Source organism: Vibrio sp. B1Z05 (genome assembly GCF_052955985.1).
The window spans coordinates 1,841,994-1,868,329 of record NZ_CP130463.1 but is presented as its reverse complement, the minus strand read 5'-3'; the positions used below and the strand labels follow the sequence as shown (position 1 = coordinate 1,868,329).

Annotated in this window: 24 protein-coding genes; 19 read left to right on the top strand and 5 right to left on the bottom strand. The window is 43.1% G+C overall.

Going from position 1 to position 26,336, the window contains the following annotated elements; translation table 11 throughout:
- From fabG to QV280_RS08485, 10 genes are all read left to right on the top strand, one after another.
- Positions 1 to 735 (top strand): 3-oxoacyl-ACP reductase FabG, encoded by a 735-nt coding sequence (gene fabG, locus QV280_RS08530; RefSeq protein ID WP_023402688.1) that lies wholly within the window; start codon positions 1 to 3, stop codon positions 733 to 735.
- Between the two features lie 161 nt (positions 736 to 896).
- Positions 897 to 1,130, top strand: a complete 234-nt coding sequence (gene acpP / locus QV280_RS08525; RefSeq protein WP_017051317.1) for an acyl carrier protein — start codon at positions 897 to 899, stop codon at positions 1,128 to 1,130.
- 101 nt (positions 1,131 to 1,231) lie between these two features.
- Positions 1,232 to 2,482, top strand: a complete 1,251-nt coding sequence (gene fabF, locus QV280_RS08520; protein WP_023402689.1) for a beta-ketoacyl-ACP synthase II — start codon at positions 1,232 to 1,234, stop codon at positions 2,480 to 2,482.
- A 103-nt stretch (positions 2,483 to 2,585) separates the two neighbouring features.
- Entirely contained in the window at positions 2,586 to 3,392 is an 807-nt protein-coding gene (pabC, locus tag QV280_RS08515) for an aminodeoxychorismate lyase (RefSeq protein ID WP_152819665.1), read from the top strand.
- The gene (gene mltG, locus QV280_RS08510) at positions 3,385 to 4,401 is read left to right on the top strand and encodes an endolytic transglycosylase MltG (protein ID WP_367869522.1); all 1,017 of its coding nucleotides are present in this window, start codon (positions 3,385 to 3,387) and stop codon (positions 4,399 to 4,401) included. The genes pabC and mltG overlap by 8 nt, the downstream gene beginning before the upstream one ends.
- A complete protein-coding gene (gene tmk / locus QV280_RS08505; RefSeq protein ID WP_152819666.1) occupies positions 4,401 to 5,033 on the top strand; it encodes a dTMP kinase in 633 nt (210 codons plus the stop codon). Before mltG ends, tmk begins: the two co-directional genes overlap by 1 nt.
- 2 nt (positions 5,034 to 5,035) lie before the next feature.
- Complete coding sequence (gene holB / locus QV280_RS08500; protein WP_152819667.1) at positions 5,036 to 5,998, top strand: DNA polymerase III subunit delta'; 963 nt, start codon at positions 5,036 to 5,038, stop codon at positions 5,996 to 5,998.
- A 114-nt stretch (positions 5,999 to 6,112) separates the two neighbouring features.
- Entirely contained in the window at positions 6,113 to 6,883 is a 771-nt protein-coding gene (locus QV280_RS08495; RefSeq protein WP_152819668.1) for a TatD family hydrolase, read from the top strand.
- A gap of 438 nt (positions 6,884 to 7,321) precedes the next feature.
- Positions 7,322 to 8,758, top strand: a complete 1,437-nt coding sequence (gene ptsG / locus QV280_RS08490; protein ID WP_021712568.1) for a PTS glucose transporter subunit IIBC — start codon at positions 7,322 to 7,324, stop codon at positions 8,756 to 8,758.
- 256 nt (positions 8,759 to 9,014) lie between these two features.
- Positions 9,015 to 9,440, top strand: coding sequence for a hypothetical protein (locus QV280_RS08485; protein WP_021712569.1), 426 nt, complete (start codon positions 9,015 to 9,017; stop codon positions 9,438 to 9,440).
- Positions 9,441 to 9,647: 207 nt separating this feature from the next.
- Here QV280_RS08485 and QV280_RS08480 read toward each other — a convergent pair whose 3' ends face one another.
- From QV280_RS08480 to QV280_RS08470, 3 genes are all read right to left on the bottom strand, one after another.
- On the bottom strand, positions 9,648 to 9,746 hold the full coding sequence (locus tag QV280_RS08480; protein ID WP_017027744.1) for a MetS family NSS transporter small subunit: 99 nt from the start codon (positions 9,744 to 9,746) through the stop codon (positions 9,648 to 9,650).
- A 2-nt stretch (positions 9,747 to 9,748) separates the two neighbouring features.
- Positions 9,749 to 11,218 carry a sodium-dependent transporter gene (locus tag QV280_RS08475; protein ID WP_152819670.1) on the bottom strand — a complete coding sequence of 490 codons (1,470 nt, stop codon included), beginning with the start codon at positions 11,216 to 11,218 and terminating at the stop codon, positions 9,749 to 9,751.
- Between the two features lie 473 nt (positions 11,219 to 11,691).
- Complete coding sequence (locus tag QV280_RS08470; RefSeq protein ID WP_152819671.1) at positions 11,692 to 12,276, bottom strand: outer membrane beta-barrel protein; 585 nt, start codon at positions 12,274 to 12,276, stop codon at positions 11,692 to 11,694.
- 231 nt (positions 12,277 to 12,507) lie between these two features.
- Here QV280_RS08470 and cydH point away from each other — a divergent pair, with 231 nt between their 5' ends.
- The 3 genes from cydH to mlc all read left to right on the top strand — a co-directional run bounded on the left by cydH (position 12,508) and on the right by mlc (position 15,095).
- The gene (gene cydH, locus QV280_RS08465) at positions 12,508 to 12,597 is read left to right on the top strand and encodes a cytochrome bd-I oxidase subunit CydH (protein WP_119005694.1); all 90 of its coding nucleotides are present in this window, start codon (positions 12,508 to 12,510) and stop codon (positions 12,595 to 12,597) included.
- Between the two features lie 21 nt (positions 12,598 to 12,618).
- A complete protein-coding gene (locus tag QV280_RS08460; RefSeq protein WP_021712572.1) occupies positions 12,619 to 13,773 on the top strand; it encodes a patatin-like phospholipase family protein in 1,155 nt (384 codons plus the stop codon).
- A gap of 107 nt (positions 13,774 to 13,880) precedes the next feature.
- Positions 13,881 to 15,095 carry a sugar metabolism global transcriptional regulator Mlc gene (gene mlc / locus QV280_RS08455; protein WP_021712573.1) on the top strand — a complete coding sequence of 405 codons (1,215 nt, stop codon included), beginning with the start codon at positions 13,881 to 13,883 and terminating at the stop codon, positions 15,093 to 15,095.
- Positions 15,096 to 15,183: 88 nt separating this feature from the next.
- Here mlc and metG read toward each other — a convergent pair whose 3' ends face one another.
- Positions 15,184 to 17,235 carry a methionine--tRNA ligase gene (gene metG / locus QV280_RS08450; protein ID WP_021712574.1) on the bottom strand — a complete coding sequence of 684 codons (2,052 nt, stop codon included), beginning with the start codon at positions 17,233 to 17,235 and terminating at the stop codon, positions 15,184 to 15,186.
- Positions 17,236 to 17,477: 242 nt separating this feature from the next.
- Here metG and apbC point away from each other — a divergent pair, with 242 nt between their 5' ends.
- From apbC to QV280_RS08430, 4 genes are all read left to right on the top strand, one after another.
- Positions 17,478 to 18,551 (top strand): iron-sulfur cluster carrier protein ApbC, encoded by a 1,074-nt coding sequence (gene apbC / locus QV280_RS08445; RefSeq protein ID WP_152819672.1) that lies wholly within the window; start codon positions 17,478 to 17,480, stop codon positions 18,549 to 18,551.
- Positions 18,552 to 18,693: 142 nt separating this feature from the next.
- Positions 18,694 to 19,335: a uridine kinase gene (udk, locus tag QV280_RS08440; RefSeq protein ID WP_152819673.1), complete on the top strand. Its 642-nt coding sequence runs from the start codon at positions 18,694 to 18,696 to the stop codon at positions 19,333 to 19,335.
- A 163-nt stretch (positions 19,336 to 19,498) separates the two neighbouring features.
- Positions 19,499 to 21,880, top strand: a complete 2,382-nt coding sequence (locus QV280_RS08435; protein WP_152819674.1) for an AsmA family protein — start codon at positions 19,499 to 19,501, stop codon at positions 21,878 to 21,880.
- An 11-nt stretch (positions 21,881 to 21,891) separates the two neighbouring features.
- On the top strand, positions 21,892 to 22,581 hold the full coding sequence (locus tag QV280_RS08430; protein ID WP_152819675.1) for an aspartate/glutamate racemase family protein: 690 nt from the start codon (positions 21,892 to 21,894) through the stop codon (positions 22,579 to 22,581).
- 66 nt (positions 22,582 to 22,647) lie between these two features.
- On the opposite strand, the gene cobO is transcribed toward QV280_RS08430, so the two are convergent.
- The gene (cobO, locus tag QV280_RS08425) at positions 22,648 to 23,244 is read right to left on the bottom strand and encodes a cob(I)yrinic acid a,c-diamide adenosyltransferase (RefSeq protein WP_152819676.1); all 597 of its coding nucleotides are present in this window, start codon (positions 23,242 to 23,244) and stop codon (positions 22,648 to 22,650) included.
- Positions 23,245 to 23,738: 494 nt separating this feature from the next.
- Between cobO and dcuC the strand changes: the two genes are divergently transcribed.
- Together dcuC and QV280_RS08415 are read left to right on the top strand one after the other, a co-directional pair.
- Entirely contained in the window at positions 23,739 to 25,106 is a 1,368-nt protein-coding gene (dcuC, locus tag QV280_RS08420) for an anaerobic C4-dicarboxylate transporter DcuC (RefSeq protein ID WP_152819677.1), read from the top strand.
- 60 nt (positions 25,107 to 25,166) lie between these two features.
- Complete coding sequence (locus tag QV280_RS08415) at positions 25,167 to 26,291, top strand: M20 family metallopeptidase (RefSeq protein WP_152819678.1); 1,125 nt, start codon at positions 25,167 to 25,169, stop codon at positions 26,289 to 26,291.
- Positions 26,292 to 26,336: the final 45 nt, after the last annotated feature.

The following is a 26,336-nucleotide window of genomic DNA, read 5'->3' as shown; positions in this document are numbered from 1 at the left end:
ATGAACCTTGAAGGAAAGATCGCATTAGTGACTGGTGCTAGCCGTGGTATTGGCCGCGCTATTGCTGAGACGCTAGTGGCTCGCGGTGCAACGGTTATCGGCACAGCAACGAGTGAAAACGGTGCGGCAGCTATCAGTGAGTACTTAGGTGAAAATGGTAAGGGATTGGCACTAAATGTAACAGACCCAGCCTCTATTGAAACAGTGCTAAAACAGATTACGACTGACTTTGGTCCTCTTGATATCCTAGTGAATAACGCAGGTATCACTCGTGACAATTTGCTAATGCGCATGAAAGATGATGAGTGGACTGATATCATGGATACCAATCTGACTTCAATCTTCCGTTTGTCTAAAGCCGTTCTACGTGGCATGATGAAGAAAAGATGCGGTAGAATCATAAACGTAGGTTCAGTTGTTGGCACTATGGGCAACGCTGGACAGACAAACTATGCAGCAGCTAAAGCTGGTGTAATTGGTTTTACTAAGTCTATGGCGCGTGAGGTTGCTTCTCGCGGAGTAACAGTCAATACTGTAGCACCAGGTTTTATCGAAACTGATATGACAAAAGCACTAAATGATGAGCAACGTGCGGCAACACTGTCGTCTGTTCCTGCTGGTCGTTTAGGTGATCCTCGTGAAATCGCAGCTGCTGTGGCATTTCTTGCCTCTCCAGACGCCGCGTATATAACAGGTGAAACATTACACGTCAATGGCGGCATGTACATGGTGTAATTTTGTGCATTATTTGACGTGATATAAGTCAAAAGTGCCATTAAAATCGGGTAAATTAAAAAATTGTGGTTCGACCAGCAAGGATGCCCTTGCAACTTTTTACCTTTTGAATAAACTACGCAAAACATCGCATTCAGCGACTTATGTATAGGAAATAAAAAATGAGCAATCTTGAAGAACGTGTAAAAAAAATCATCATTGAACAACTAGGTGTTGATGAAGCTGAAGTTAAGAACGAAGCATCTTTCGTTGACGATCTTGGTGCTGACTCTCTTGACACTGTTGAGCTAGTAATGGCTCTAGAAGAAGAATTCGACACAGAGATTCCTGACGAAGAAGCAGAGAAAATCACTACTGTTCAAGCTGCTATCGATTACGTAACTAGCGCTCAGTAATTCTCTTCTCAGGCGGTTAATTTCTTTGACCGCCTGATTCTTTACAGCTTCCTTATCGTTGTATTTCCATCTCTCATTAATCTAACCCCGGAGTAAAAATCGTGTCCAAGCGTCGTGTAGTTGTCACTGGCATGGGTATGTTGTCACCGGTCGGCAACACCGTAGAATCTTCTTGGAAAGCCCTGCTATCAGGTCAAAGCGGTATCTCGAATATCGAACACTTTGACACCACCGAATTTTCAACACGCTTTGCAGGTCTTATCAAAGACTTTAACTGCGAAGAGTACATGTCTAAAAAAGATGCTCGTAAAATGGATTTGTTTATCCAATACGGTATCGCAGCAGGTATCCAAGCTCTAGATGATTCTGGCCTAGAAATCACTGACGAAAATTGCAGTCGCGTAGGCGTAGCAATTGGTTCAGGTATCGGTGGTTTAGGTCTGATTGAAAACGGTATTCATACTATGAACGCAAAAGGTCCACGTCGAGTGAGTCCATTTTTCGTTCCGTCAACCATTGTAAATATGGTTGCAGGTAATCTTTCTATTATGCGTGGCCTTCGTGGTCCTAACATTGCTATCTCTACCGCCTGTACTACAGGTTTGCACAATATTGGCCATGCGGCTCGTATGATTGCATACGGTGATGCAGATGCAATGGTTGCAGGTGGCTCTGAAAAAGCGTCAACTCCAATGGGCATCGCAGGTTTTGGTGCAGCGAAAGCTCTATCAACTAACAATGAAAACCCTCAAGCCGCTTCTCGTCCTTGGGACAAAGATCGTGATGGTTTTGTATTAGGTGATGGCGCGGGCATCATGGTACTTGAAGAGTACGAATCAGCGAAAGCTCGTGGTGCTGATATCTATTGTGAACTTGTTGGCTTCGGCATGAGTGGTGATGCGTATCACATGACCTCTCCAAGTGAAGATGGCTCAGGTGGCGCTCTAGCAATGGAAGCCGCTATGCGTGATGCAGGTGTGACAGGTGAGCAAATTGGCTACATCAATGCACACGGCACATCGACACCAGCAGGTGACGTAGCAGAACTTAAAGGCGTGAAACGCGCGTTAGGTGATGCAGGTGCAGCTCAAGTACGTGTATCTTCTACTAAATCTATGATCGGTCACCTATTAGGTGCGGCAGGTTCAGTTGAAGCTATCATTACGGCATTGGCGCTTCGCGACCAGAAAGTTCCGCCTACAATCAACCTTGATGAGATTGACGAGCGCGCAGAAGCTCTGGGTATTAACTTAGTGCCAAACGTAGCTCAAGATGTAGAGATGGAATATGCTCTATGTAACTCATTCGGTTTTGGTGGCACTAACGGTTCATTGATCTTCAAGAAGATTTAATTATCGTAGCAACCTATAATTGGTTAAAATGTTGAGGTCAGACTCAGTTTCAAATGAAACTGGCTCTGGCCTTTTTTATTGTCGATGATCTTTGGAATCAAGCATGTATTGGATAAATGGTGTCGTTAAGGATACGGTTCCGGTTAGTGATAGAAGCTTCAATTACGGCGATGGTGCCTTTACCACCATCAGGACGTTAGAGGGCAAGCCGCAGCACTGGGCTGCACATCAGGCGAGAATGCAAGCCTGTTTAAGCGTATTGCAAATCACTCAACCAGATTGGTCTTTGGTTTTGCAATGGGTGGAGCAGGCGGCGGTCAAAGCTGGCGTTGCGGGAATTAAACTGCATGTTAGCCGAGGTTCCGGTGGCCGAGGTTATAGCCCAGTAGGGGTACAAGACACGCAAGTGACCATCAGTGACTTTGCCTATCCTACGCATTATAGAAACTGGCAATCTCATGGCGTTGAATTAGGAATCGCAAAACCAAAACTGGGCATCAATCCATTATTAGCTGGGCATAAGCACAATAATCGTTTAGAGCAAATTCTTGTTAAAGCGGATATAGAACAACAAGGATATGTCGATGGCATAGTGCTTGATCTCAATGATCATGTTATTGAAACTACGATGGCAAATGTATTTTGGGTCACGAAAGGTCAGTTATATACCCCAAGCATCACTAGCAGCGGTGTTGCAGGTGTGGCGCGACGTTGGATACTTGAAGATGCGGCTCAGCGCGGCATTTCTGTTCTATCAAAAAACTTTAACATAGAGCATTTGTTAGACGCAGACGAAGTGTTTATGTGTAATTCCATATTGGGCGTTGCACCTATTATAAAAATCACCCAAAAATGTTTTGCTATCGGTATAATGACACGCGATTTCCAGGAGAGGATTAATAGTGCTTAAAAAAATAATAACCCTATGTGTTTTGTTCGTTGTGTTAGCCAGTGCTGGTCTATTTTATGTATGGAATCAACTGAATAGCTACATGAATCAACCATTGCAGATAGAGGAGCCAACGTTAATCACTATTAAGTCTGGCACTTCATTTAATTCGTTACTACGCCAATTTGAAAATAACCAATGGGTAGACGCGAGTGAGTTTTCACGTTTAGCAAGTCGTGCTCATCCTGAGTTGACCAAGGTCAAAGCGGGCACATTTGAACTCCAACCAAGCCAAACGTTGCAACAAGCGTTGGTTAGCTTGGTAAATGGCTCTCAGATTGAATTTAGCATTACTTTTGTCGAAGGTAGCACGTTTAAAGATTGGAGGGCGCAATTTGATAAAGCGCCTCATTTAATACATAGCACCAAAAATATGACAGAAGCTGACATTGCTCAGGCATTAAATATTGATCGAGAAAAGTTAGAAGGCTTGTTCTTAGCGGAAACTTACCGCTATACGGTAGGGATGTCTGATCTGGATGTCATGCAGCGTGCTCATAAACAGCTGAACAAAGTGTTAAATGAATATTGGGCGCAGCGACAAGATGATTTACCGCTAAAAACCCCTTATCAAGCATTGACGCTCGCATCGATTATTGAAAAAGAAACAGCGGTTCCGGAAGAGCGCCCTTTAGTCTCTTCTGTATTCGTCAATCGCTTAAAAATCGGTATGCGCCTGCAAACCGATCCTACAGTCATTTATGGTATGGGCGAGAATTACGATGGCAATATTCGTAAGCGAGATTTACGAACGCCAACCCCTTACAATACTTACACCATTTATGGACTGACTCCGACTCCTATTGCCATGGTGGGTGAAGAGGCCATCGCCGCCGCCGTTAATCCTGACGATAGCAACTATCTCTATTTCGTCGCCAGTGGTCATGGTGGACATGTCTTTTCTAAGAACCTAAAAGATCACAATCGCGCTGTACAAGCATATTTAAGAAAATTAAGGGCTCAACAATAATGAAGCAAGGTAAATTCATCGTCATTGAGGGCTTGGAAGGTGCAGGTAAAAGCACGGCAATTGCTAAGATCATGTCGCAGCTTAAAGGCGCTGGCATTCAAGATATCGTTTCGACCAGAGAACCCGGCGGTACGCCACTTGCTGAAAAAATGCGCGCTTTGGTTAAAGAAGAGCATGAGTCTGAGTTATTGCATGACACCACCGAGTTATTGCTAATTTATGGCGCGCGAGTTCAGTTGGTTGAAACAGTGATTAAACCAGCGCTCTCTAAAGGGCATTGGGTGGTGGGCGATCGTCACGATCTGTCTTCACAAGCTTATCAAGGTGGCGGTCGACAAATTTGTGCGGCTACCATGCAGTCGTTAAAACAAATTAGCCTAGGCGAGTTTAAGCCAGACTTGACCTTATATATGGATATTGAACCAAGTTTAGGTTTAGAGAGAGCTCGCGGTCGAGGTGAGCTTGATCGCATCGAAAAAATGGACATTTCGTTTTTTGAACGAGCCCGCGCGCGATATTTAGAATTGGCTGCTGCCGATGAGTCAATTGTGGTGATTAATGCAGGGCAAGCGATAGAGCAAGTCGCCTCTGATATTGAATCAGCACTGCAACAGTGGTTAGGAAAACAATAGCGATGAATAATGTTCAATACCCTTGGTTGCAAGAAACGTGGAAACAGTTGCAATCGAGTTTAGAACAAAGGGTATTGCCCGGTGCTTTGCTCTTTAGTGCGACGCAAGGTTTAGGTGAAGATTCAATCATCAACGCATTGGTTAAAGTACAGCTGTGCAACAATAGCGACGTTGAGGCGTGCGGCTTTTGTCATAGCTGTGAATTGTTCCAAGCCGATACTCATCCTGATTTTCATCGAATTACGCCCCTTGAAGGTAAAAGTTCTATTTCAGTGGATCAAATTCGTGAAGGGAATCGCTATGCACTTGAGTCGTCTCAACTTGGCGGTAAAAGAGTGATTGTCATTGAACCTGCTGAAGCGATGACAGAGCAGGCGATGAATGCTTTACTCAAAACTCTAGAGACCCCGCCAAGCAGTTGTGTGTTCATTTTAAGAAGCCATGCTCCCCACCGATTGTTACCGACGATTAAAAGCCGTTGTCAGCAGTGGCATATCCCAACGCCAGACCTGAAGCTCTATCAGCCTTGGTTAGCAGAAAATAACATCCATCAAGTGCCTGAGCTGTATTATCAAGTCTGTCTTGGCGCGCCGCTGACACTGAAAGAGTTTATTGAGAAAAAGCAGAATGCGGAATTTGATGCCACAATTACCGCACTGGCTGACTTTTTAGAGCTGGAGTTTAGTTTACCTAAATCGTTTGTGGATGCTTGCGCAACTCAGACATTGATCAAACTTAATCAACTCTCATTGGCGCTAATTGAGTTGCAAAAAGGGTACTTTGTACCGCAAGCAACCTTCGATAATCATAGTGGATTAAAGCGCTTACAGTCGCTAGTGGATTATTCCGTTGCGTTTGATATGTCTCGCCGCTTAGCTAAATTGATAGAACAATTGACGATCCATACCGGACTGAATAAAGAATTGCTATTGAGTCAGTGGTTAATAGAGTCGAAGACCTCTTAGTTTACAAGAGGCGTTTTATACCAACCGTACTCAATAACCGATCACTGACTTAGTGTGATTGGTATTAATGAATGTTTTTAGCGCGCTTAATGCGCGTTTTTTTATAGGTGTTATATGTTTGTAGATTCCCATTGCCATCTTGATAAATTGAACTATCAAGACTTACATACCAATGTGGCCGATGTTGTAGCCAAAGCAGAGCAAGCTAATGTAAAGCAGTTACTTTCTGTCGGAGTAACGTTAGAGGCTTTCCCAAAGATGATGGAGTTGATTGCTCCGTTCCCTCAAGTACATGCATCAGCAGGCGTACATCCTCTCGATGTTGAAAGTGATTTTGATTTAGCACCGTTGAGCGCTTTTGCTAAGCAGGACAAAGTGGTTGCGATTGGCGAAACGGGGTTGGATTTTCATTACAAACCCGAGACAAAAGCTCTGCAAATTGAGCGATTCGAGCAACAGGTAGAATTGGCGGTCGATGTAAATAAACCATTGATTATCCACACTAGACTAGCTCGTTCTGAGACTTTGTCTATACTCAGAAATGGACATGCAGAACGTTGTGGTGGCGTGATTCATTGTTTTACTGAAGATCGCGCGTTTGCAGAGGCCGCAATGGAGCTGGGTTTTTATATTTCCATTTCGGGGATCGTTACTTTTCGCCAAGCAACAGAGCTCAAAGAGGTGGTCAAAACGCTGCCCCTTGAACGTTTGCTTATAGAGACAGATTCTCCGTATTTAGCGCCTGTACCGCACAGAGGTAGTGAAAATCAGCCTGCGTATGTGGTTGAAGTGGCAAGCTATATTGCTCAGCTAAAAGGGATCTCGTTAGGAGAGGTCGCAAGTAAAACGACACAAAATTTCTCGGATCTTTTTTTGAGCCGCTAAATTAGTTTTTGGTTGGAACTACTACTGAAGATTGAAAAGTGCTCCGCTCTGAGATGTTTTTACTGATTATGTTGCCAGTTATTATTTGTGTTGAAAATCTGTGTCACAGAGATGAAGTAGGATAATTTCTGTTTAAAAAATAAGTGATATCTACACGGCAGCAAAATTATTTTTAAGTGTTGTCTGTGTTTTTCGTTATAAATTCAGTGGCTTAGGTTGGTTTGTGTGACATTTTTAAGAGCAATGCAAATGTGATCCATAGCCACTTTTAGCAACTTGTATTTTGTGAGGTGAAGAAACTTACAGGGCATATCTATATATTTAGAGACGAAAAATAGAGTCGAGTTCGATTGTATTTCGAGAGTAAGGTTTATCATTTTGACTGCGGGGGTAAGTCGATAAACCTTAAAAATACTAATAAATATCAGGAGCATGAACATGTTTAAAAATCTTTTTGCTAGTTTGCAGAAAGTCGGTAAATCACTGATGCTGCCAGTATCCGTACTGCCAGTTGCAGGTATCCTACTTGGTGTGGGTGCAGCCGACTTAAGCTTTATTCCAGCTGTGGTTTCTTCTTTAATGGAGAAAGCGGGTGGGTCCGTATTTGATCAAATGCCACTGTTGTTTGCGGTTGGTGTCGCACTTGGTTTTACCAATAACGATGGTGTAGCAGGTCTAGCATCCATTGTGGGTTACGGCATTATGGCCGCAACGTTGAAGGTGATGTCTGATGTGTTGGGTCTTAGTGATCCCATCAATACTGGGGTACTTGGTGGTATCTTAATCGGTGCTTTGTCTGCATGGGCATTTAAACGCTTTTATCGCATTCAGCTTCCTGAATATCTTGGTTTCTTCGCCGGTAAACGTGCTGTACCTATCATCACTGGTTTTGCGGCTATTGTGTTGGGTATTCTTCTTTCTTTTGTATGGCCTCCAATTGGCGGTGCTATTTCATGGTTCTCACATTGGGCAGCCAATCAGAACCCACAATTAGCATTTGGTATTTACGGCGTTATCGAGCGTTCTTTGATTCCATTTGGCCTACACCATGTATGGAACGTACCGTTCTTCTTCGAAGCAGGTAACTGTGTTAATGCCTCAGGTGAAACGCAGCACGGAATTTTAACGTGTTACTTAGTCGCAGATGATGCGTCTCGCGCAGCAGGTCATGGTTTTGGTCAGCTTGCGGGTGGCTACATGTTCAAAATGTTCGGTTTACCGGCAGCGGCTATTGCAATGGCACATTGTGCAAAACCTGAGAACAGAACGAAAGTCATGGGCATCATGTTGTCAGCGGCGTTAACTTCTTTCTTAACGGGTATTACTGAGCCGATTGAATTCTCATTCTTGTTTGTTGCTCCAGTATTGTACGGTATCCATGCACTACTAGCGGGTTCTGCATACGTCGTATCAAATACTCTTGGCTTTGTTCACGGTACGTCTTTCTCACACGGTTTGATTGATTTCCTCGTGTTGTCTGGTCATGCTCAGAAAATGGGCCTAATGGTGGCTGTGGGTATTGGTTATGCGGCTATTTATTACTTTGTATTCCGTACAGTGATTCTGGCTATGGACCTTAAAACTCCAGGTCGTGAAGACGAGACTGAAGAAGAGGGTGAAGCAATTACTGGTACAGAGCTTGCGGGTGAACTGGTTGCAGCGTTCGGTGGCAAAAATAATATCACGGGTCTAGACGCATGTATTACTCGTTTACGTGTTGCGGTTGCCGACACTGAGAATGTTGATCAAGACAAACTGAAACAGTTAGGTGCGGCAGGTGTTGTCGTGGTTTCTGGTGGTGTGCAAGCGATTTTTGGTACTAAGTCAGATAACCTTAAGACGGATATGGATGAGTGGATTCGTAACAACGGATAAGCACTTAATCTAACTCAATAAAAAGGCTAGAGCATAATTATGCTCTAGCCTTTTTTTGAATGTGCGGTCGACTTTTTTGATGTCGGTTGTTAGTTCATACATCAAGATAGTGCTAAGTAAGACAATAACCATTGTTCGCTAGAACCAAAAAATGTGTTACAAAACGCACTTCAACACATTTCATGTTTTTTTACTGACAAAAGGGCAAAAAATCAGGGTAATATAGCCTGAGTTGCATACGGGTGAGGAGTTTAAAGTGAATCTTGGGAAGTTAGCGTTAGTTACTGTTGTGCTTACCGGGCTAGCAACTTACGTGGGAGCAGCTAAAGCTGCGACTTCTAATGGCAGTGCTGTAAAGTTAGGTATGGGATTAGATCAGGGGCTGAGTGTTGTCGTCAATTTTGAAGACCGATATAACTTATCGGTAGGGAACGATGGCATGGCATTCGATTATCATTTTTCTAAAGGCAGCTTTAGTGACGATATTCCTTTTACTTGGTTTGTAGGCGCTGGTGCATGGTATGAGTGGAACGACGATTTTGGTCTGCGTGTGCCGCTTGGCTTAGATTGGAATTTTGCACCGAATTGGAATGCTTATGGGCATATCAACCCAGAGTGGCAATTGCAACAAAAGTCCAGATTACAGTTTGGCGCGGGTATTGGTGTTACATACCGTTTCTAGCGATAAAGAATGAATCGCATATATTATTAATTTTCGTTCTCGTAACCGGCCTCAAGGGTCGGTTTTTTATTGCCTAATTTTTTAACACGCTAGTTCTGATCACTTACTTAGTGTGATTGGTATAAGTGACCACAACAGGCATTTATAAGTAGTAAGTAATAAAAAGCCGAGCACTAAGGCTCGGCTCTTATACATAGCTAACTATGCTTATTGTTGTTTCTTCATTGCCTTACGGATACAGATAGCTGCGCCACCCCAAGTAATCCCAAGACCAAGAACCATCATAATGATTGCGCTAGTAGTCATAATTACGCTTCCTTCTTGCTTAGTACGTTGATTGCAACACCGATAACGATAAGTAGAGCCAATAGTCCCCAACCTAACATCAGTAGATCAGATTGTGCGTAACCGCCGTAGCCATCTGTTAGTGTGGTTTTCAATGTATTGAAAAGAGTAATCGCTAGAATTGCAGGGCTTACTACTTTCAGACAAAGGTCATACCAAATGCCAATTTTGAAATCTGATACAGAGTTAACATAGTTACGAATCGTTGCCGCTTTAACAACCCAGACGATAAGCAGTACTTCAATGAAGCAGCTTAGAACGATACCAATTTGGTTGGTAAAGTAATCGACCAAATCAAGCAGTAACAAACCGCCGTTTGTCGCAAATGCTAGAGAAACAATTGCACCGATACCACAGACTAGAGTTGCCGCTTTCTTACGACCAACCTTAAATTTATCAATGATTGCAGATGTTACCGCTTCAATGATTGAAATATGAGAACTTAGACCTGCGATAGTCAGCGCAAGGAACAACAGTGGGCCAAGAATGTATGGCGCTGGTAGTTCGTTAATTGCCGCTGGCAAAGTAACAAAGGCAAGACCGACACCCGCTGAAACAACATCAGTCAGTTCTTTACCCTGCTGATGAGCCATAAAGCCAAGCACAGAGAAGATCATGATACCCGCTAGGATTGAGAAACCACAGTTAATCAATACCGTCATAAAGGCGTTGTTGTTGATATCTGATTTCTCAGGCAAGTAGCTTGAGTACGCGAGCATGATGGCAAAACCGATACTTAGGGTAAAGAAGATCTGGCCGTATGCTGCAGCCCAAACTTTCATATCCATGATTTTGCTAAAGTCTGGTTCAAACAGGTAGTTCACACCGTTCAACGCGCCTGGTAGGAAAACCATGCGGATGATAAGGACAATAACCATGATAAACAGTACAGGCATCATGATTTTTGCCGCACGTTCAATACCAGACTTAACACCACCAACGATAGCAGCGTAAGTAATAGCCCATGCTAGAAGCATAGTGCCAGCAATTTTCCATTGGATAGAACCTAAGTTAGACGGTGAGTTGTCGCCTAGATTTAGATATTGGCCAAAGAAAAATGCGTTGGTGTCTGTGCCCCAACCTTGGTGGAATGACATACCTAGGTATGAAATAGACCAACCAATAACGGCTACGTAGTAAACCGCAATACATGCCGCAATACCGACTTGGAACCACCCTAACCACTCAAATTTAGGGTTAACGGCTTTTAGTGCTGCTGGTGCAGAACCACGGTATTTTTGACCTAATTTGAATTCCATAATCATAAATGGAATACCGGCTGTCAGCATGGCAAAAATGTAAGGGATAAAGAATGCGCCACCGCCGTTTTCATAAGCCATATATGGGAATCGCCATATATTGCCTAAACCGATTGCTGAGCCCACTGCGGCCAAAATAAATCCAGTACGGGAACCCCATTGTTCTCGTTTCATAACTACTCCTTGTAGCGATTTTGTAAGAATGACATAGCTTAATTTTAGAGTGAGAGTCTCTTTCTCTGCTTTTAGTGCTAGTTGTAAACCGAAAGACTGTAATTTACTTTCTATCTAGTGGTTTACTCTGATTCTTAGTTGTTAAATAGGTGTTTTATGTTGTGTTTTTTGTTACTCAGACTCTAAAAGTAGAGGAATATTCTGAGTGATAAAGGGAGATTACCGTGAGATATTCTGTCTGGCAAGATAAAATAAAATGGAATTTCAAGAATGAAGATCTCATTTTTGCTGGAAAATCGAAATATTCTGAACTATCTCACTGAATATTTGTAAATATTCACCCAATTAATGTGTTTTTGGTTGCTTGAGTAGTTGAAATAACTAATTGAACGGTTAAGAGCGAAAAACCAGTAATCTTTCGGCTCTTAACATTTTATGGTGATTTTATATGCTTTTTTTGTGCATATATAGAGCTAGAAGCTAATTGTGAAGCCTACATTGGCTTGCAGTTGATTCATCCAATTACCCGAGAAAGCCACTTTACAGTTGCTTCCTGAGGCGCTGGAATCACAAAGTGTCAAAGACTCGCTATCGACCAGCGTCCCCATGTAACGCAGTTGCCCTTGCAGAGCAAAGTACTTGGTTATCTTGTATTCTACTCCGCCGTAGACACCCAAAGAGAACTTGTATTCCGTATCCGCGCCTTGAATATCAATTTGTGTACCACCCAAGCCTAAACCTAGGTACGAGTTCCAATTATCGACAGGATAGTAGACCGCACTTTGAAAATGCAAATAACGTAACGTCGTGTCTACGTCCAGTTTATCTATGCTCGATTGCTGCTCAGAATACAGTAGACCCAGTCGACCTTTGTCCACATTGGTTTCAATAGCAAGGTTGTAGTTGACGTTTCTGTCGATATCAAAACTTTCATCGCTATCAGAATCTAACGATCCTCCCATACCATAGCCAACCATCGGAGTGATATAAATGTCCGCTTGGGATGCGGCCGAGTAACTGCACGCTACTATTAATAGGGATAGGCATTTTTTATTCATGGTGTGTCGTCCTTGTCGATCTAGAGGCATCGTGGCTCAATCTGCTACTACTTCTATAGAAGAGAAAATATGGCTTACCATTATTGTAGAGTAATTGTGACAGTAACTACATAATTCTGCACGGGTTTTCGCAAAGTCTTGAGCAAGGTATGTTCGGGTGCTAATACTAAATGTAGCATCGGGATTTTACTGCCAATAACAGATGCGTATCAATAGATAAAAAGGTGACTAATGAATACGGAATTGAAGTTTACCCTAGTGGTGGTTGTAACCAGCCTTGCCTTACTACTTGCCTATGGCTTAGTGGCAATTTTTAGCTGATCATTAGCAGGTGCTAATTGGATGTCCAACAGTGGCTTAATTTGGAGTAGCGGCACAGCATATAATCCTGAATTGTTAGCCCAATATATAGGAGGGAAGAGTGCGCTAGTAGCGCAGGGCGGAGGACAAAGAAGTGTATTTACCGCAGGCGTATTAGATGCATTTCTGTATTCTAATTTCGACCCTTTTGATGAGTTTTATGGCACGTCAGCAGGCGCTCTTAATCTTTGCGCCTATCTATGCCGACAACCTGGCTTAGGAAAGTCATTTCTACTTGATCTTACGACTGATGATCGTTTCTTCAATTTATTCAGTTTTATCCGGCAAAAGCACTATATCGGCCTTGATTGGGCACTGAACCAAATTTGTTCTGCTCCTTATAAACTGGATATTGATATGGGACTCAGTGTCCTAAAAGACCGAGGGGCGTACGCGGCGGTCACGCGAGCCGATAACTTTCAAGATCATTACTTACCGTTATTGGGCAATAATTGGTTTGATGTCATCAGAGCCACCTGCGCAATTCCCAACTTGGTCTCAAGGCCCATTGAAATATCGGGCAAGGCATTTGTTGATGGCGGAGTATCGGCCTCTATCCCTGTACAAGAGGCTTGGAGAAGGGAAGCAAGAACCATCATAGTGATACGCACCGAATATCCAGAACCTACCGTAAGTGACGAACCGCTAGAGCCCATTGACAAAGCGGTGTGGTATAAGAGCCCTATAGATCATATCCAAAGTTTTTGGAGTGAGCAGATAGACAAAGGTAAAAAAAGTGTTGATGAGTTTATTGAGGAGCGATTACTGCAAAATCGCACCGATATAACGAAACAACATTTAGATTTGCTCAATGGTGGTCGTTGGCTGTTTGGGGCCGATAATGTGTATCGGTTATCGCACTTATTAGGGAACCGCCTTGATGCCGGGCTTGCGGATATGATCATGGTGCATTATCAAACCTATGCGTTGACTCAGGAGTTTATCGCGGCACCTCCCGAAGATTGTTTTGTCTTACAAATTATTCCTGATCAACCGTTACGAAGTTCATCATTGATGAGCAACCCCGATGAGTTATTGTTTGATTATCAACAAGGATTAAATGCGGGCTATCGTTTTGTGAGTGAGTATCAAAACCTATTGGCAATGCACTGCAAGGAAAAATCTGAGCCTTTTTAGTAATAATTGATTACAAATAAGTGAGGCGCCTCACGACATATATACACAACACTTCACATTTACTTCACCCTGTAAAATAATAGAGTCTCTAGATTAGGGAGACTCTCATGTATACCGCACAACCAAGTCACATTGATCATATTAAACAGATAAACGCCGGTAAGGTGTATCAGCTGATTGATCAGTTTGGTCCTATTTCTCGAATTGATCTCTCTAAGTTGAGTGGTCTTGCTCCAGCAAGTATCACTAAGATTTCTCGTGAATTGATTGAAGCACATTTGATTCACGAAACCGTGGTACAAGAAGCGACTAGCCGAGGTCGTCCAGCGGTGGGCCTACAGACCAATAATGAAGGTTGGCAGTTTTTGTCTCTCAGACTTGGGCGTGGCTACTTAACTATTGCACTGCATGAACTCAGTGGCGAAATCATCTCTGAAAAATACATTGATATAGAAGAGCGCGATCAAGATGCCGTGCTAGCGCGTCTACTCAAAGAGATTTATCAATTCTTTGAAGAAAAATCCGATATCCTTGAGCGTATAACCAGCCTAGCGATTACTTTGCCAGGGCTTGTCCATTCTGAAAGTGGTCTGGTTTTGCAAATGCCTCATTATGATGTGAAATACCTAGAATTAGGCCCTGCTATTTATAAAGCGACGGGCTTACCTGTCTTTATTGCCAATGACACTCGTGCTTGGGCGCTGGCTGAAAAGTTATTTGGTAACTCACAGCAAAATAAAAACTCTGTGCTTATCTCAGTACATAATGGTATTGGCGCAGGTATTATTTTAGAAGATCAGGTGCTACAAGGCCGATTAGGGAATGTGGGTGAGCTTGGGCACTTACAAATCGATCCCAATGGCCATCTTTGTCATTGTGGCAATCGTGGCTGTTTAGAAACACTGGTTAGCTCTAGTGCGCTTATTCGCCAAGCCACTGAAGCGATAGAATCAGGGGAAGAGACCTGCTTAAACTTAGAGTCACTGTCGGTGATCAATATCTGTATGGCCGCCAATCAGGGTGATCCTATTGCACTTAACATCATTCAAAATTTAGGTAAGCACTTAGGTTACGCGGTCTCACTTGTGGTGAATATGTTTAACCCTGAAAGAGTACTCATTGGGGGGGATATTAATGTGTCTAAGGGCATTATTATCCCACAGATACAAAGTTGCTTAGAGGAACAAACGTTACCTATCTATCGTAAAGATTTGGAGATTTCACCGAGTCGATTTATTAAAAATGCTACGATGCCGGGCGCTGCTTTGGTTAAGCAGGCTCTGTATGATGGGGTATTGTTGATGAAGCTTATTGAAGGTTAGTGATAAATAGACTAATTGGAAAATAAAGAGATAAAAAAATACCGGCTCATTGAAAGCCGGTATTTTTATATTCAGTAGCAATAATGGATTACATTACGCGCATACCAGGTTGTGCGCCTTCGTGTGGCTCTAAAATCCAAAGATCTTTACCGCCAGGGCCTGCCGCTAACACCATGCCTTCCGACATACCAAACTTCATTTTACGAGGTTTAAGGTTGGCAACCATTACGGTATGTTTACCAATCAAATCTTCAGGGTTATAAGCCGATTTAATGCCAGCAAATACCTGACGAGTTTCGCCCCCTAAGTCCAATACCAGTCTTAGTAATTTATTTGCTTTTGGCACAGATTCACACTCAACAATCTTCGCGATACGCAAATCGACTTTCGCAAAATCATCAAATTCGATTTCGTCAGCAATTGGCTCTTTGCTTAGCTCAGTTTCAGTTTTCGCTTGCTCGGCTTTTTCCTTCGCTGCTGCTTCGGCCGCTGCATCTTCTTTTGACGCTTCTACCATAGCTTCAACTTTTTTCGGGTCAACGCGATTAAACAGTGCTTTGAACTTGCTGATTTCATGGTTGGTCAATGGAGTTGCTACGCCATCCCAAGTCAATTCTTGGTTTAAGAAGGCTTCGGTGCGCTCTGCTAACTCAGGCATCACTGGTTTCAAGTAAGTCATCAGTACGCGGAACAAGTTAATACCAACCGAACAGATGTCTTGTAGTGCTTGATCTTGACCTTCTTGTTTTGCCACAACCCAAGGGGCTTTCTCATCAACGTATTGGTTTGCTTTATCGGCAAGAGCGGTGATTTCACGAATCGCGCGGCTAAATTCACGAGTTTCGTAAAGCTCAGCAATACGTTCGGCGGCATCTGCAAACTCTTGATATAGAGCAGGCTCTGCAAATTCTGTAGAGAGTTGACCGGCAAAACGCTTAGTAATGAAACCTGCGTTACGAGAGGCAAGGTTAACAATTTTGTTTACTACGTCAGAGTTTACGCGCTGAGTGAAGTCTTCAAGGTTTAAATCAAGATCATCAATACGGCTGTTGAGTTTCGCGGCGTAGTAGTAGCGTAGACATTCTGGGTCTAGGTGATTTAGATAAGTGCTGGCCTTGATGAACGTGCCTTTTGATTTAGACATTTTCGCGCCATTAACAGTGACATAGCCGTGTACAAAAATGTTGTTAGGCTTACGGTAACCCGCGCCTTCAAGCATTGCAGGCCAGAATAGGCTGTGGAAGTACACGATATCTTTACCGATGAAGTGATAAAGCTCAGTAGTGCTGTCTTTTTTCCAGTATTCATCAAAGTCAAGGTCGTCACGTTTGCCACATAGGTTTTTGAACGACGCCATGTAACCTACAGGTGCATCTAGCCACACGTAGAAGAATTTGTTTTTCTCGCCAGGGATTTCAAAACCAAAGTAAGGAGCATCACGAGAGATATCCCATTGTTGCAGCCCAGATTCAAACCATTCTTGCATCTTGTTGGCCGTTTCACTTTGCAGCGAACCAGAGCGAGTCCACTCTTTTAGCATGCTTTCAAGTTGTGGCAAGTCAAAGAAGAAGTGCTCAGAATCTTTCATTACCGGAGTCGCACCAGAAACCGCAGATTTAGGGTTGATAAGCTCTGTTGGGCTGTAAGTTTCCCCACAGTTATCGCAGTTATCACCGTATTGGTCTTCTGATTTACATTTCGGGCAAGTGCCTTTTACAAAGCGATCTGGCAAGAACATTTCTTTTTCAGGATCAAACAACTGAGAAATAGTGCGGCTAGAAATAAAGCCATTCTTTTTCAGTTCTAGGTAGATGCTTGAAGCCAGTTCGCGGTTTTCTTCACTGTGGGTGCTGTGATAGTTATCAAAGCTAATGTCAAAACCGGCAAAATCTTTTTGGTGTTCTTCACTGACACCAGCAATCATTTCTTCTGGTGTAATTCCCATCTGCTGAGATTTAAGCATGATTGGCGTACCGTGGGCATCATCAGCACAAACAAAGTTTACTGTGTTACCGCGTAGGCGTTGGTAACGCACCCAGATATCAGCTTGGATGTGCTCTAGCATATGACCTAAATGGATAGAACCATTGGCATAGGGTAGTGCACAAGTGACGAGCATTTTTCTTAATTCAGTAGTCATACTTAACTTTTCGCAGATAGGATAAATTTCTAGCCGCTAATATTACCGTAAGCTAGCGGTAACGAAAAGGATCTCGCTGATAAATCGTTTCTTGTTTATCGAGCAAGCATTGAATAAGCCCCTTTTTGCGCCAGTTTTTAGTGCTTGTTTGGAATTTATTTCTAGCCGACGAGCAATAACAGGTTAAATGAAGCTCGTAATCAAGCTAGTATGTAATGCATATATGTAGAAAGGACGTATTGATGAAGAACAACAAACAGACACTTTACTCTTGGTTAAATCAGTTTCAACATCCACTTTTGGCCAGCGAATGGGCTGCCACTCAAGGTGTGGTGACGGTAGGTAATACAGAAAAAACCATTGATGTAGAGATCCCTTTTTTAGTGGATTCGTTAACCAAAGCCGTCGGGCAATGGATATCAGACAACGATGCGCCGCAAGGCTGGGAAGAGTTTACTTTTTACGTCTCGGCAAGAGTACGTCCTTTACAAAGCAAAGTGCCAAGCACCTTAACCTCGATTAAAAATATTATCGCAGTGACATCGGCAAAAGGCGGGGTGGGTAAATCGACCACAACCGCTAATTTGGCATTAGCCATCGCCAAAGAAGGCGCTACGGTTGGGGTATTAGATGCTGATGTGTACGGCCCTTCCATTCCGTTGATGTTTGGTACTAAAGGACAGTCTTTAGAAGTAGTCGACAACAAGTGGATGAAGCCGCTGCAAGCGCATGGCGTTTACACCCAATCCATCGGTTATTTGATTTCTAGTGATGACGCGGCGGTATGGCGCGGCCCTATGGCGTCAAAAGCCTTGATGCAACTATTAAAAGAGACTCAGTGGCCTGAGCTAGATTACTTGATCATTGATATGCCACCGGGCACGGGCGATTTACAACTGACGCTATCGCAAGATATTCCATTAACGAGCGCTTTGGTGGTCACAACTCCGCAAGACTTAGCATTGGCCGATGCCATTAAAGGCATTGCGATGTTTGAGAAAGCCGATGTTGGGGTGCTGGGTATTATCGAAAACATGAGCTATCACATTTGTAGAAATTGTGGCTCTCATGAAGATATTTTTGGCAGTGGTGGGGCGGTGAAATTGGCCGCAGATAAAGGCATTTCAGTATTAGCGCAACTGCCTTTGCATGCCAATATCCGCCGTGATATTGATTTGGGCACTCCGTCAGTGGTAAATGCTGATTCTTCTGCACAAGCACAAGCGTATTTTGACTTAGCCGAGCAAGTCGTTAGCCGACTGTTTTGGCATGGAAAGCCGCAAGCTGAGCGAATTAGTTTTGTTGAAGTAAAATAAATGTGGTTATCCTGTGCGATATTTGATGCATATTGCGCAAAATATATTCAACCTTTAGGGATTGTGAGCTTATTTCTGGTATCGAAGTTTATCAATCCCTATAATTTGGTCAGTTTAATATCTGTTTTGCTAGGATCAGTTAATGTCTGAAAATAATCAATGTGTCATCATCGGTATCGCTGGTGCATCCGCATCGGGTAAGAGCCTGATTGCAAGTACTATATATAACGAACTGCGTGCTAAGGTAGGCCCAGATCAAATCGGTGTTATCACGGAAGACAGATACTACAAAGATCAAAGTCATTTGAGCATGGAAGAGCGTGTAAAAACCAACTACGACCATCCACAGGCTTTAGATCATGATTTATTGTGTGAACATTTAAGCCAGCTTGCGCAAGGCAACGCAGTGGAAGTACCAGAGTACAGTTACACTGAGCATACTCGTACTAGTACCACTAAAACAATGAACCCGAAAAAGGTCATTATTCTAGAAGGTATTTTATTGCTTACCGATCAGCGACTGCGCGATCTTATGCATGCCAGTATCTTTATGGATACCCCGTTAGACATTTGTCTGCTACGCCGCGTGAAGCGTGATGTAGAAGAGCGCGGTCGTACTATGGATTCTGTGCTTGCCCAATACCAAAAAACAGTGCGACCTATGTTTTTGCAATTTATTGAACCCTCTAAGCAGTATGCGGACATTATTGTCCCTCGCGGTGGTAAAAACCGAATTGCGATTGACGTGTTAAAAGCGCATATTGCTAAATTACTGAAATCTTAGTAATTTAGTCGTTAGCTGTTAGGTTTGAAAATTTATTATGGCTGCCTACATACAAGCGCCAAATTATGGTTAAGAATTAAATGGCACAGGCGTGCCATTTTTTGTGTTTAGCGTTTACGCAGCCGGACAATGCTTAGAAAAATCAGGTTACAGGGAAGAGAAGATGAAGAAGTTTTCACTATTTATTATCACGCCCATTATTTTGGTTGTGTTAGCGGTCATAGCATTATTGGTGTTTGTCGACCCAAATCAGTTTAAACCTATGCTTGTTGACCAAGCCAAGAAACAAACCAACCTCGATTTGGTGATTGAAGGGGACATTGGTTGGCAATTCTTTCCTTCTATTGGTTTCTCCCTAGGAAAAACAACATTAAGTAATCCGGAAGGCTTTAGTTCGCAAAACATGGTTAAGGTTGACGAGGTAGGGCTAGATATTTCGGTTCTTCCTTTACTTAGCAAAGAGTTACAAGTGGGGAATGTGACGTTAAGTGGGGCCCACATCTATATCGAAACCCTCGCCGATGGTAGCAGCAACTTAGATGCGCTAACGGCAAGCTCCAACTCTGCTGAATCCTCTTCTGTTGAACCATCTCCTGAATCTACTCTCTCACAAGACGCTGTCACTGAAAATTCTTCGCAACAAACCTCTTCTAATCAGGCAGCCGACAATATTGCAAACTCTTGGGCTATCTCAGTGAAAGGCGTTAACATTAAAGACGCACTTCTAGAAATTAAAGACCAACGAAGCAACCTCTATACCAAGCTAGAAAATGTGAACTTAAAAGTGGCAAGCTTTAAGTTTGGGCAATGGACGCCAATTAGCTTTAGTTTTTCAGGGGTAAATAACCAACAGCAATTCTCAGTATCAGGTAAAGCGAATGCCAAAACGGATGCCGATTTTGTTGATTACCAAGTGAAAGATATTGAGGTTAACGGCAATTTCTCACAACCTGATTTAAACGTGGCCAGTTTCAAGCTCAACGTAGATCAATTTAAACTCGATACTTGGTCTGATATTTCACTACTGGCCGAAGGTCAGGCATCGGGTAATGAGTTTGATATCACCAGCACCACCAAAGTGTTGCTACAAAGCGACTTATCTACTTTTGTCATTAAGAGTTTTGCTCTCGGTACGCCGTTAAAAGGTAAAGATATTAATTTAGCGTCGATTAAGGTGGGTGTCTCCTCATTTAGATTAGGTGAGGTTGGCGCTTTCCAAGTAGGCGTTAAAGGGCGCGCATCAGATTTAGATGCCAATTTAATGGTGATGGGGAATCTGCTGGTTGATAGAAACATTGAAAAAGTCAACGTAGATGCTCTGACGGTGAAAGGTAAAGTAGCCGGTGATGCACTGCCTCAAAACCCGATTGTAGTGGCGGTTGAATCGGATGTTGAATTCGATCTGATTAAGAACAAATTATCGCTATTATGGAAAAAACTGGCGTTTAACCAATTGCAATTTGACGGAACAACCAGTGTTGAGCTGACCGCTATCCCTAAAGTGCGCTTTAAACTGCACAGCCCTGAGATTAATGTGGACGAGTGGACAGGCTCGGCAACCGATGATACAGCTGATAGTAAAGCGGCCGCAGCGCCATCATCAGAATCAGCAAACGAGGCAGCAACCGTTGCCAGTGAACCTGATTTGTCGGTATTAAAAACGGTCGATGTGGCCGGCAGTATTCGTATCGACAAGCTACAAGCTAGCAATGCCAAATTGCAGAATGCTTTTGCTGATATTGCAATTAAAGAGGGTGTATTTAACTTACGCTCGTTAAAAGCCAATCTTTATCAAGGCAGTATTCAAGCTAAAGCTGTGGTTAATGCTAAGCAGGCGGTTGCCAGTTACGACATTGATGCAGCGGTTAAAAACGTCAAGGTAGGCCCATTGCTGGTGGATGTGGCGGATAACAATACCCTTGAAGGAACTGGCAATATTGATCTCGACCTTAGCGGTAAAAGTTTAATTGCGGATGAGCTGAAAAAACACTTAGCGGGCACGGTGAAAGTGAAGTTTGCCGATGGGGCGATCAACGGCATTAACGTTGCACAAATCATTCGTACTAACTATGCAAAATTTAAAGGCGAAAAAGTACCCGCTGATACTGAACCTAAGAAAACCGACTTTAGCTCAATGGATGCCTCGGTTAAGTTAAATAAAGGTGTGGCGACATTATCGAATGTGGCGGTGGCATCGCCATTGTTGCGAATTAAGGCTACGGGTAACGCTAACTATCTCAATGAAACCATGGATATCTTGTCTAAAACGTCCATTGTCGGTTCATTAGAAGGGCAAGGCGGTGGCGGCATTGATGATCTTGCTGATATAACGATTCCTTTGCGTTTACAAGGTAGTTGGACCGATCCTAAAGTGAGCCTAGATTTAGCCGCGTTACAAAAACAAGAGCTTGAACGTAATAAGAAAAAGTTGGAAGAAAAGGCAAAAAAAGAAGCCGAACGTGGTTTGAAAAAACTGTTTGGTGACAACGCCGATAACGATGAAACCAAGAAAATGGCAGATTCATTGCTGAAAAAATTATTCTAAGTGAGGCCAGCATGAGAACGTTAGGATTAATTGGTGGGATGAGTTGGGAGTCAACTCAAACCTATTACCAACTGCTTAACACTCAGGTAAAACAGCGTTTGGGTGGGCTCAACTCAGCAAAGTTGGTGTTGTTTAGTGTCAACTTTGCGCAGATAGAAGAATTGCAACGTCAAGGTGATTGGGATGCCGCAGCTAAGATATTGTCGCGAGCGGCGCTCTCTTTACAAGCCGCCGGTGCTGAGGCGATTGTCATTTGCACAAATACCATGCATAAAGTCGCCCCAGAGATAGAGCAGGTAGTGTCTATTCCTGTGCTGCATATTGCTGACGCGACGGCTAAAGAGCTACAAGAGAATAATATTCAGCAAGTCGCTTTACTTGGTACGGCATTTACCATGGAGCAAGATTTCTACAAGCAGAGGTTGATTGAGCAAGGTATTTCGGTATCCATACCTACGCAGAGCCAACGAGCCGATGTACACCGCATTATTTATGATGAATTATGCCAAGGTAAAATTTTGCCTGAGTCTCGACAAGTTTTTGCCGATATTATTGCGGATTTAAAGCGTAAGGGCGCGCAGGGGGTCATTTTAGGGTGTACTGAAATTGGTCTACTGATCAATAGCGACGATACCGATGTACCTTTATTTGATACGACGATAATTCATGCTCAGTCGGCGGTGGATTGGGCGCTGTGTTAGCAATTTTGCTCAAACCAATATAAAAATAGAGGCGGCTATTGAGCGGCCTCTATCTATATTAGTATCCTACCAATCAACACCTTTACGTGCTTTTATCCCAGCTTCAAAAGCATGTTTCACGTTACGCACTTCTGAAACTGTATCGGCAAGTTCAATAATAGAGCGATGTGCGGCGCGTCCGGTGACAATAACCGATTGGTGGCTTGGTCTTTCTTTAAATGCCGTCAGCACTTCTTCAAGGTCGATGTAGTCATAGGTGACCATATAGGTCAGTTCATCTAATAGAACGACATCTAGACTAGGGTCTTGCAGCATTTTTTTGCATTCTTGCCAAACTTCTTGCGCGGCAATGGTGTCGGCTTGTTTGTTTTGAGTTTCCCAAGTAAAGCCTGTAGCCATAACGTGGAAAGCAACCCCAAGCTTCTCTAACAGGTTACGCTCGCCGTTGTCCCACGTTCCCTTGATAAACTGCGCCACACCACATTTAAAGCCGTGACCCACAGCGCGCGCAACAGTACCAAAGCCTGATGTTGATTTGCCTTTGCCATTCCCTGTAATGACCAGTAATAGCCCTTTTTCTTCTACCGCACTGGCGATTTTCTCATCCACTTTTTGCTTGAGCTTTTGTTGACGCTGTTGATGACGATCCTGTTCTTGAGTCATTGCCGTTCCCTTTATATCCCTGACAGAAGTCTATGATAAACACAGTTTCCGCAAGACAGAAAGGACTGATTGCATCTCAATCTCAAGCGGCAAGGTAGGTGCGATGTTTTTTGTTATTGAATAGGCTGTTTTAAATAGCTTGTTTTAATCAATAGAGGGTTGGATAAATAACAGTCAAGCAATATGAAATAACTAGAATATTAATATGCAGTTAGACCGTTTTTTATTTTCATTAAGATTATTAAACAATTGATAGGGTTATTTAAATGAATACAAAACGTCGATTTGGTGTGATTATTTTGTTTGTGTAGTGTTTTAATTAAATTAAATAACATGAGTGTTTACCTTGCGTAAACTATAAATAAATCACAAACGTAACAAAATGTAATCTTATTCTCCATAAATGTGTCTAAAATTGATTTGAGTCCCTTTTAGAAGGGAGTAGTTCTGGTAACTTAATTTGCATAATTTCAATGTAAATAAGGTTAACTAATATGCTCGAATTGCTTATTGGACTAATAATCACCATTATTGTTGGTTATTTTATAATCAAAGGATATCGTGCGGCAGGTGTATTGCTTACCGCTGGTATATCACTACTGTTAATAACCGGTTTCTTAGGACACACCGTATTACCGGCTAAAGTTGCATCTACTGGGAATACTTTTACTGACGCTCTAGAGTTTGTGAAATATATGCTTCAGTACCGAGGCGGTGGCTTAGGTCTACAAATTATGTTGTTGTGTGGTTTTGCTTCTTACATGACTCATATTGGCGCCAACAATGTGGTAGTGAAACAGTTTTCTAAGCCTCTTTCTGTCATTAAATCGCCTTACGTTTTGTTAGTTGCCGCTTATATTGTGGCGTGCTTAATGTCATTGGCAGTGAGCTCGGCGACTGGATTAGGTGTGCTATTAATGGCCACTTTATTCCCTATGATGACGGCGATGGGGATCTCTCGCCCTGCGGCAGTTGCCGTGTGTGCGTCACCAGCGGCAATTATCTTATCGCCAACTTCCGGTGACGTAGTTGTAGCAGCGGCTAAATCGAATATGCCTTTAGATATATTTGCATTTAATACGGTATTGCCTGTTTCGTTTTGCGCCATTATTGTGATGGCAGCTGCGGCATTCTTCTGGAATAAATATCTGGATAAAAAAGAGAATACGCCAATGGAAAAAGTCGACCTTTCAGAGATGAAAGTGGAGGCTCCAGCGTTCTATGCACTATTGCCGTTCTTACCTATCTTTGGTGTGTTCGTCTTTAACGGTCGTACTATCCCTGGCTTGTCACTGGATATTTATACTATCGTGGTGTTGTCTATCTTTATTGGCGCTTTGGTTCACTACGTCACTAAACGCTTTGATGGCAAGCAAGCTTTGGAAGATCTTGAATCATGTTATGCGGGTATGGCGGATGCGTTCAAAGGCGTGGTTATGCTTTTGGTCGCGGCAGGCGTATTTGCGCAAGGCTTAATGTCTATCGGCGCTATTGATCACTTAATTCACCTAGCCGACCATGCAGGTGCAGGCGCTGTGGCATTGATGTTATTGCTAACTGGTCTAACTGTTGCGGCGGCTATTGCGACGGGTTCTGGTAACGCACCTTTCTATGCGTTTGTTGAACTTGCTCCTGCGTTAGCTGCAAAAATGGGCGTAAACCCTGCGTTTCTTATCATCCCAATGCTACAAGCATCTAACCTAGGTCGCACAATCTCACCAGTCTCTGGTGTTATCGTTGCAACTTCTGGGATGGGCAAAATCAGCCCGTTTGAAGTGGTAAAACGTACCAGTGTTCCTGTTTTATGTGGCTTAGCGACCGTAATTATCGGCACTATTTACCTAGTTCCAATGACGCTTTAATAAGCAAACTCAGTCATTAACAAAAGCTCTCATTCTGTGGGAGCTTTTTTGAGGTGTAATATGACAACTTCTGTAAATATAGAAACCTATATCGAGCAATTATCTAGCTTGGTGAACATTGATTGTGGTAGTCATAATCCGCAAGGCATCGCTAAGGTTGCTGATGTTTTAACGCCAATGTTTGAAAGCATTGGCTTTCATGTACAAAGACATACCGTGCATAAAGATGCTGGTCCGTGCTTAGAAATTACCAATAAACCCAATGCGCAGCATTATGACGTCATGCTGTGTGGACACATGGATACGGTCTTTCCTGATGGTACAGTCGCGAAGCGTCCTTTAACTCGTGATGATGAAAAGATTTATGGGCCGGGTGTGACGGACATGAAGTCAGGCATTTTGAGTGCATGGTATGCATTGCAGATGATATCTGATGAGCAAAAACAAAAACTCGCTATTGTAGTGGCATTAAACAGTGATGAGGAAATCGGCTCTCGTTATTCGCGTTCTTGGGTGGAATCACTAGCGGTCAAAAGCACGCAAGTATTGGTGTGTGAAGCCTCTCGCGCCAATGGTAATTTGATTCGCTCTCGTAAAGGGAATGCTAAATATGAGCTGACCTTTAATGGTGTGGCTTCACATGCAGGCTCTGCATTGCAAGATGGCGTATCGGCGATTTATGAGTTGAGTCATTGGTCATTGGCGATCAAAGATATGGTCAACCTTGAAACGGGTACAACCATGAACGTAGGCACCATCAAAGGTGGAGTTGCGGTTAATGTGGTGCCTGACTTTGCGCAAGCTATTGTCGATTTGCGTTTTTGGAACAACGAAGAAGCGCAAGCGATTCATAACAAGCTAGAGCAAATGGCACAATCACCTTTTGAAGAGGGTGCAAGCGTAGAAGTGAAGCGTCTAGGCTTTAAGCCTGCGATGATTCCAACCGATGCAACGGAAGTGCTGATTGCTTTGGTTAGCGCTGAGGCCGATAAATTAAACTTAGTGTATGCATGGGAAAATGCCGGCGGTGGATCAGACGGTAACTTCACTGCGAACATGGGCATCCCTACATTAGACGGTTTTGGACCATCAGGCGCTGGGCTTCATTCTGCTAAAGAGTACCTGTTGATCGACACCATTGCGCCACGTCTGCAACTATTGGTGAATGTGCTTAATCAGCTTTAATTGACTTAACACTGTTAGCTAAATAAAACAGCCTCTTACACTGTG

What these genes read in the sequence shown, in the direction of transcription:
- fabG (WP_023402688.1), top strand. Translation starts at nt 1, where the DNA reads ATGAACCTTGAAGGAAAGATCGCATTAGTGACTGGTGCTAGCCGTGGT.
- acpP (WP_017051317.1), top strand. Translation starts at nt 897, where the DNA reads ATGAGCAATCTTGAAGAACGTGTAAAAAAAATCATCATTGAACAACTA.
- pabC (WP_152819665.1), top strand. Translation starts at nt 2,586, where the DNA reads ATGTATTGGATAAATGGTGTCGTTAAGGATACGGTTCCGGTTAGTGAT.
- tmk (WP_152819666.1), top strand. Translation starts at nt 4,401, where the DNA reads ATGAAGCAAGGTAAATTCATCGTCATTGAGGGCTTGGAAGGTGCAGGT.
- holB (WP_152819667.1), top strand. Translation starts at nt 5,036, where the DNA reads ATGAATAATGTTCAATACCCTTGGTTGCAAGAAACGTGGAAACAGTTG.
- QV280_RS08495 (WP_152819668.1), top strand. Translation starts at nt 6,113, where the DNA reads ATGTTTGTAGATTCCCATTGCCATCTTGATAAATTGAACTATCAAGAC.
- ptsG (WP_021712568.1), top strand. Translation starts at nt 7,322, where the DNA reads ATGTTTAAAAATCTTTTTGCTAGTTTGCAGAAAGTCGGTAAATCACTG.
- QV280_RS08480 (WP_017027744.1), bottom strand. Translation starts at nt 9,746, where the DNA reads ATGACTACTAGCGCAATCATTATGATGGTTCTTGGTCTTGGGATTACT.
- QV280_RS08475 (WP_152819670.1), bottom strand. Translation starts at nt 11,218, where the DNA reads ATGAAACGAGAACAATGGGGTTCCCGTACTGGATTTATTTTGGCCGCA.
- QV280_RS08470 (WP_152819671.1), bottom strand. Translation starts at nt 12,276, where the DNA reads ATGAATAAAAAATGCCTATCCCTATTAATAGTAGCGTGCAGTTACTCG.
- cydH (WP_119005694.1), top strand. Translation starts at nt 12,508, where the DNA reads ATGAATACGGAATTGAAGTTTACCCTAGTGGTGGTTGTAACCAGCCTT.
- QV280_RS08460 (WP_021712572.1), top strand. Translation starts at nt 12,619, where the DNA reads ATGTCCAACAGTGGCTTAATTTGGAGTAGCGGCACAGCATATAATCCT.
- mlc (WP_021712573.1), top strand. Translation starts at nt 13,881, where the DNA reads ATGTATACCGCACAACCAAGTCACATTGATCATATTAAACAGATAAAC.
- metG (WP_021712574.1), bottom strand. Translation starts at nt 17,235, where the DNA reads ATGACTACTGAATTAAGAAAAATGCTCGTCACTTGTGCACTACCCTAT.
- apbC (WP_152819672.1), top strand. Translation starts at nt 17,478, where the DNA reads ATGAAGAACAACAAACAGACACTTTACTCTTGGTTAAATCAGTTTCAA.
- udk (WP_152819673.1), top strand. Translation starts at nt 18,694, where the DNA reads ATGTCTGAAAATAATCAATGTGTCATCATCGGTATCGCTGGTGCATCC.
- QV280_RS08435 (WP_152819674.1), top strand. Translation starts at nt 19,499, where the DNA reads ATGAAGAAGTTTTCACTATTTATTATCACGCCCATTATTTTGGTTGTG.
- QV280_RS08430 (WP_152819675.1), top strand. Translation starts at nt 21,892, where the DNA reads ATGAGAACGTTAGGATTAATTGGTGGGATGAGTTGGGAGTCAACTCAA.
- cobO (WP_152819676.1), bottom strand. Translation starts at nt 23,244, where the DNA reads ATGACTCAAGAACAGGATCGTCATCAACAGCGTCAACAAAAGCTCAAG.
- dcuC (WP_152819677.1), top strand. Translation starts at nt 23,739, where the DNA reads ATGCTCGAATTGCTTATTGGACTAATAATCACCATTATTGTTGGTTAT.
- QV280_RS08415 (WP_152819678.1), top strand. Translation starts at nt 25,167, where the DNA reads ATGACAACTTCTGTAAATATAGAAACCTATATCGAGCAATTATCTAGC.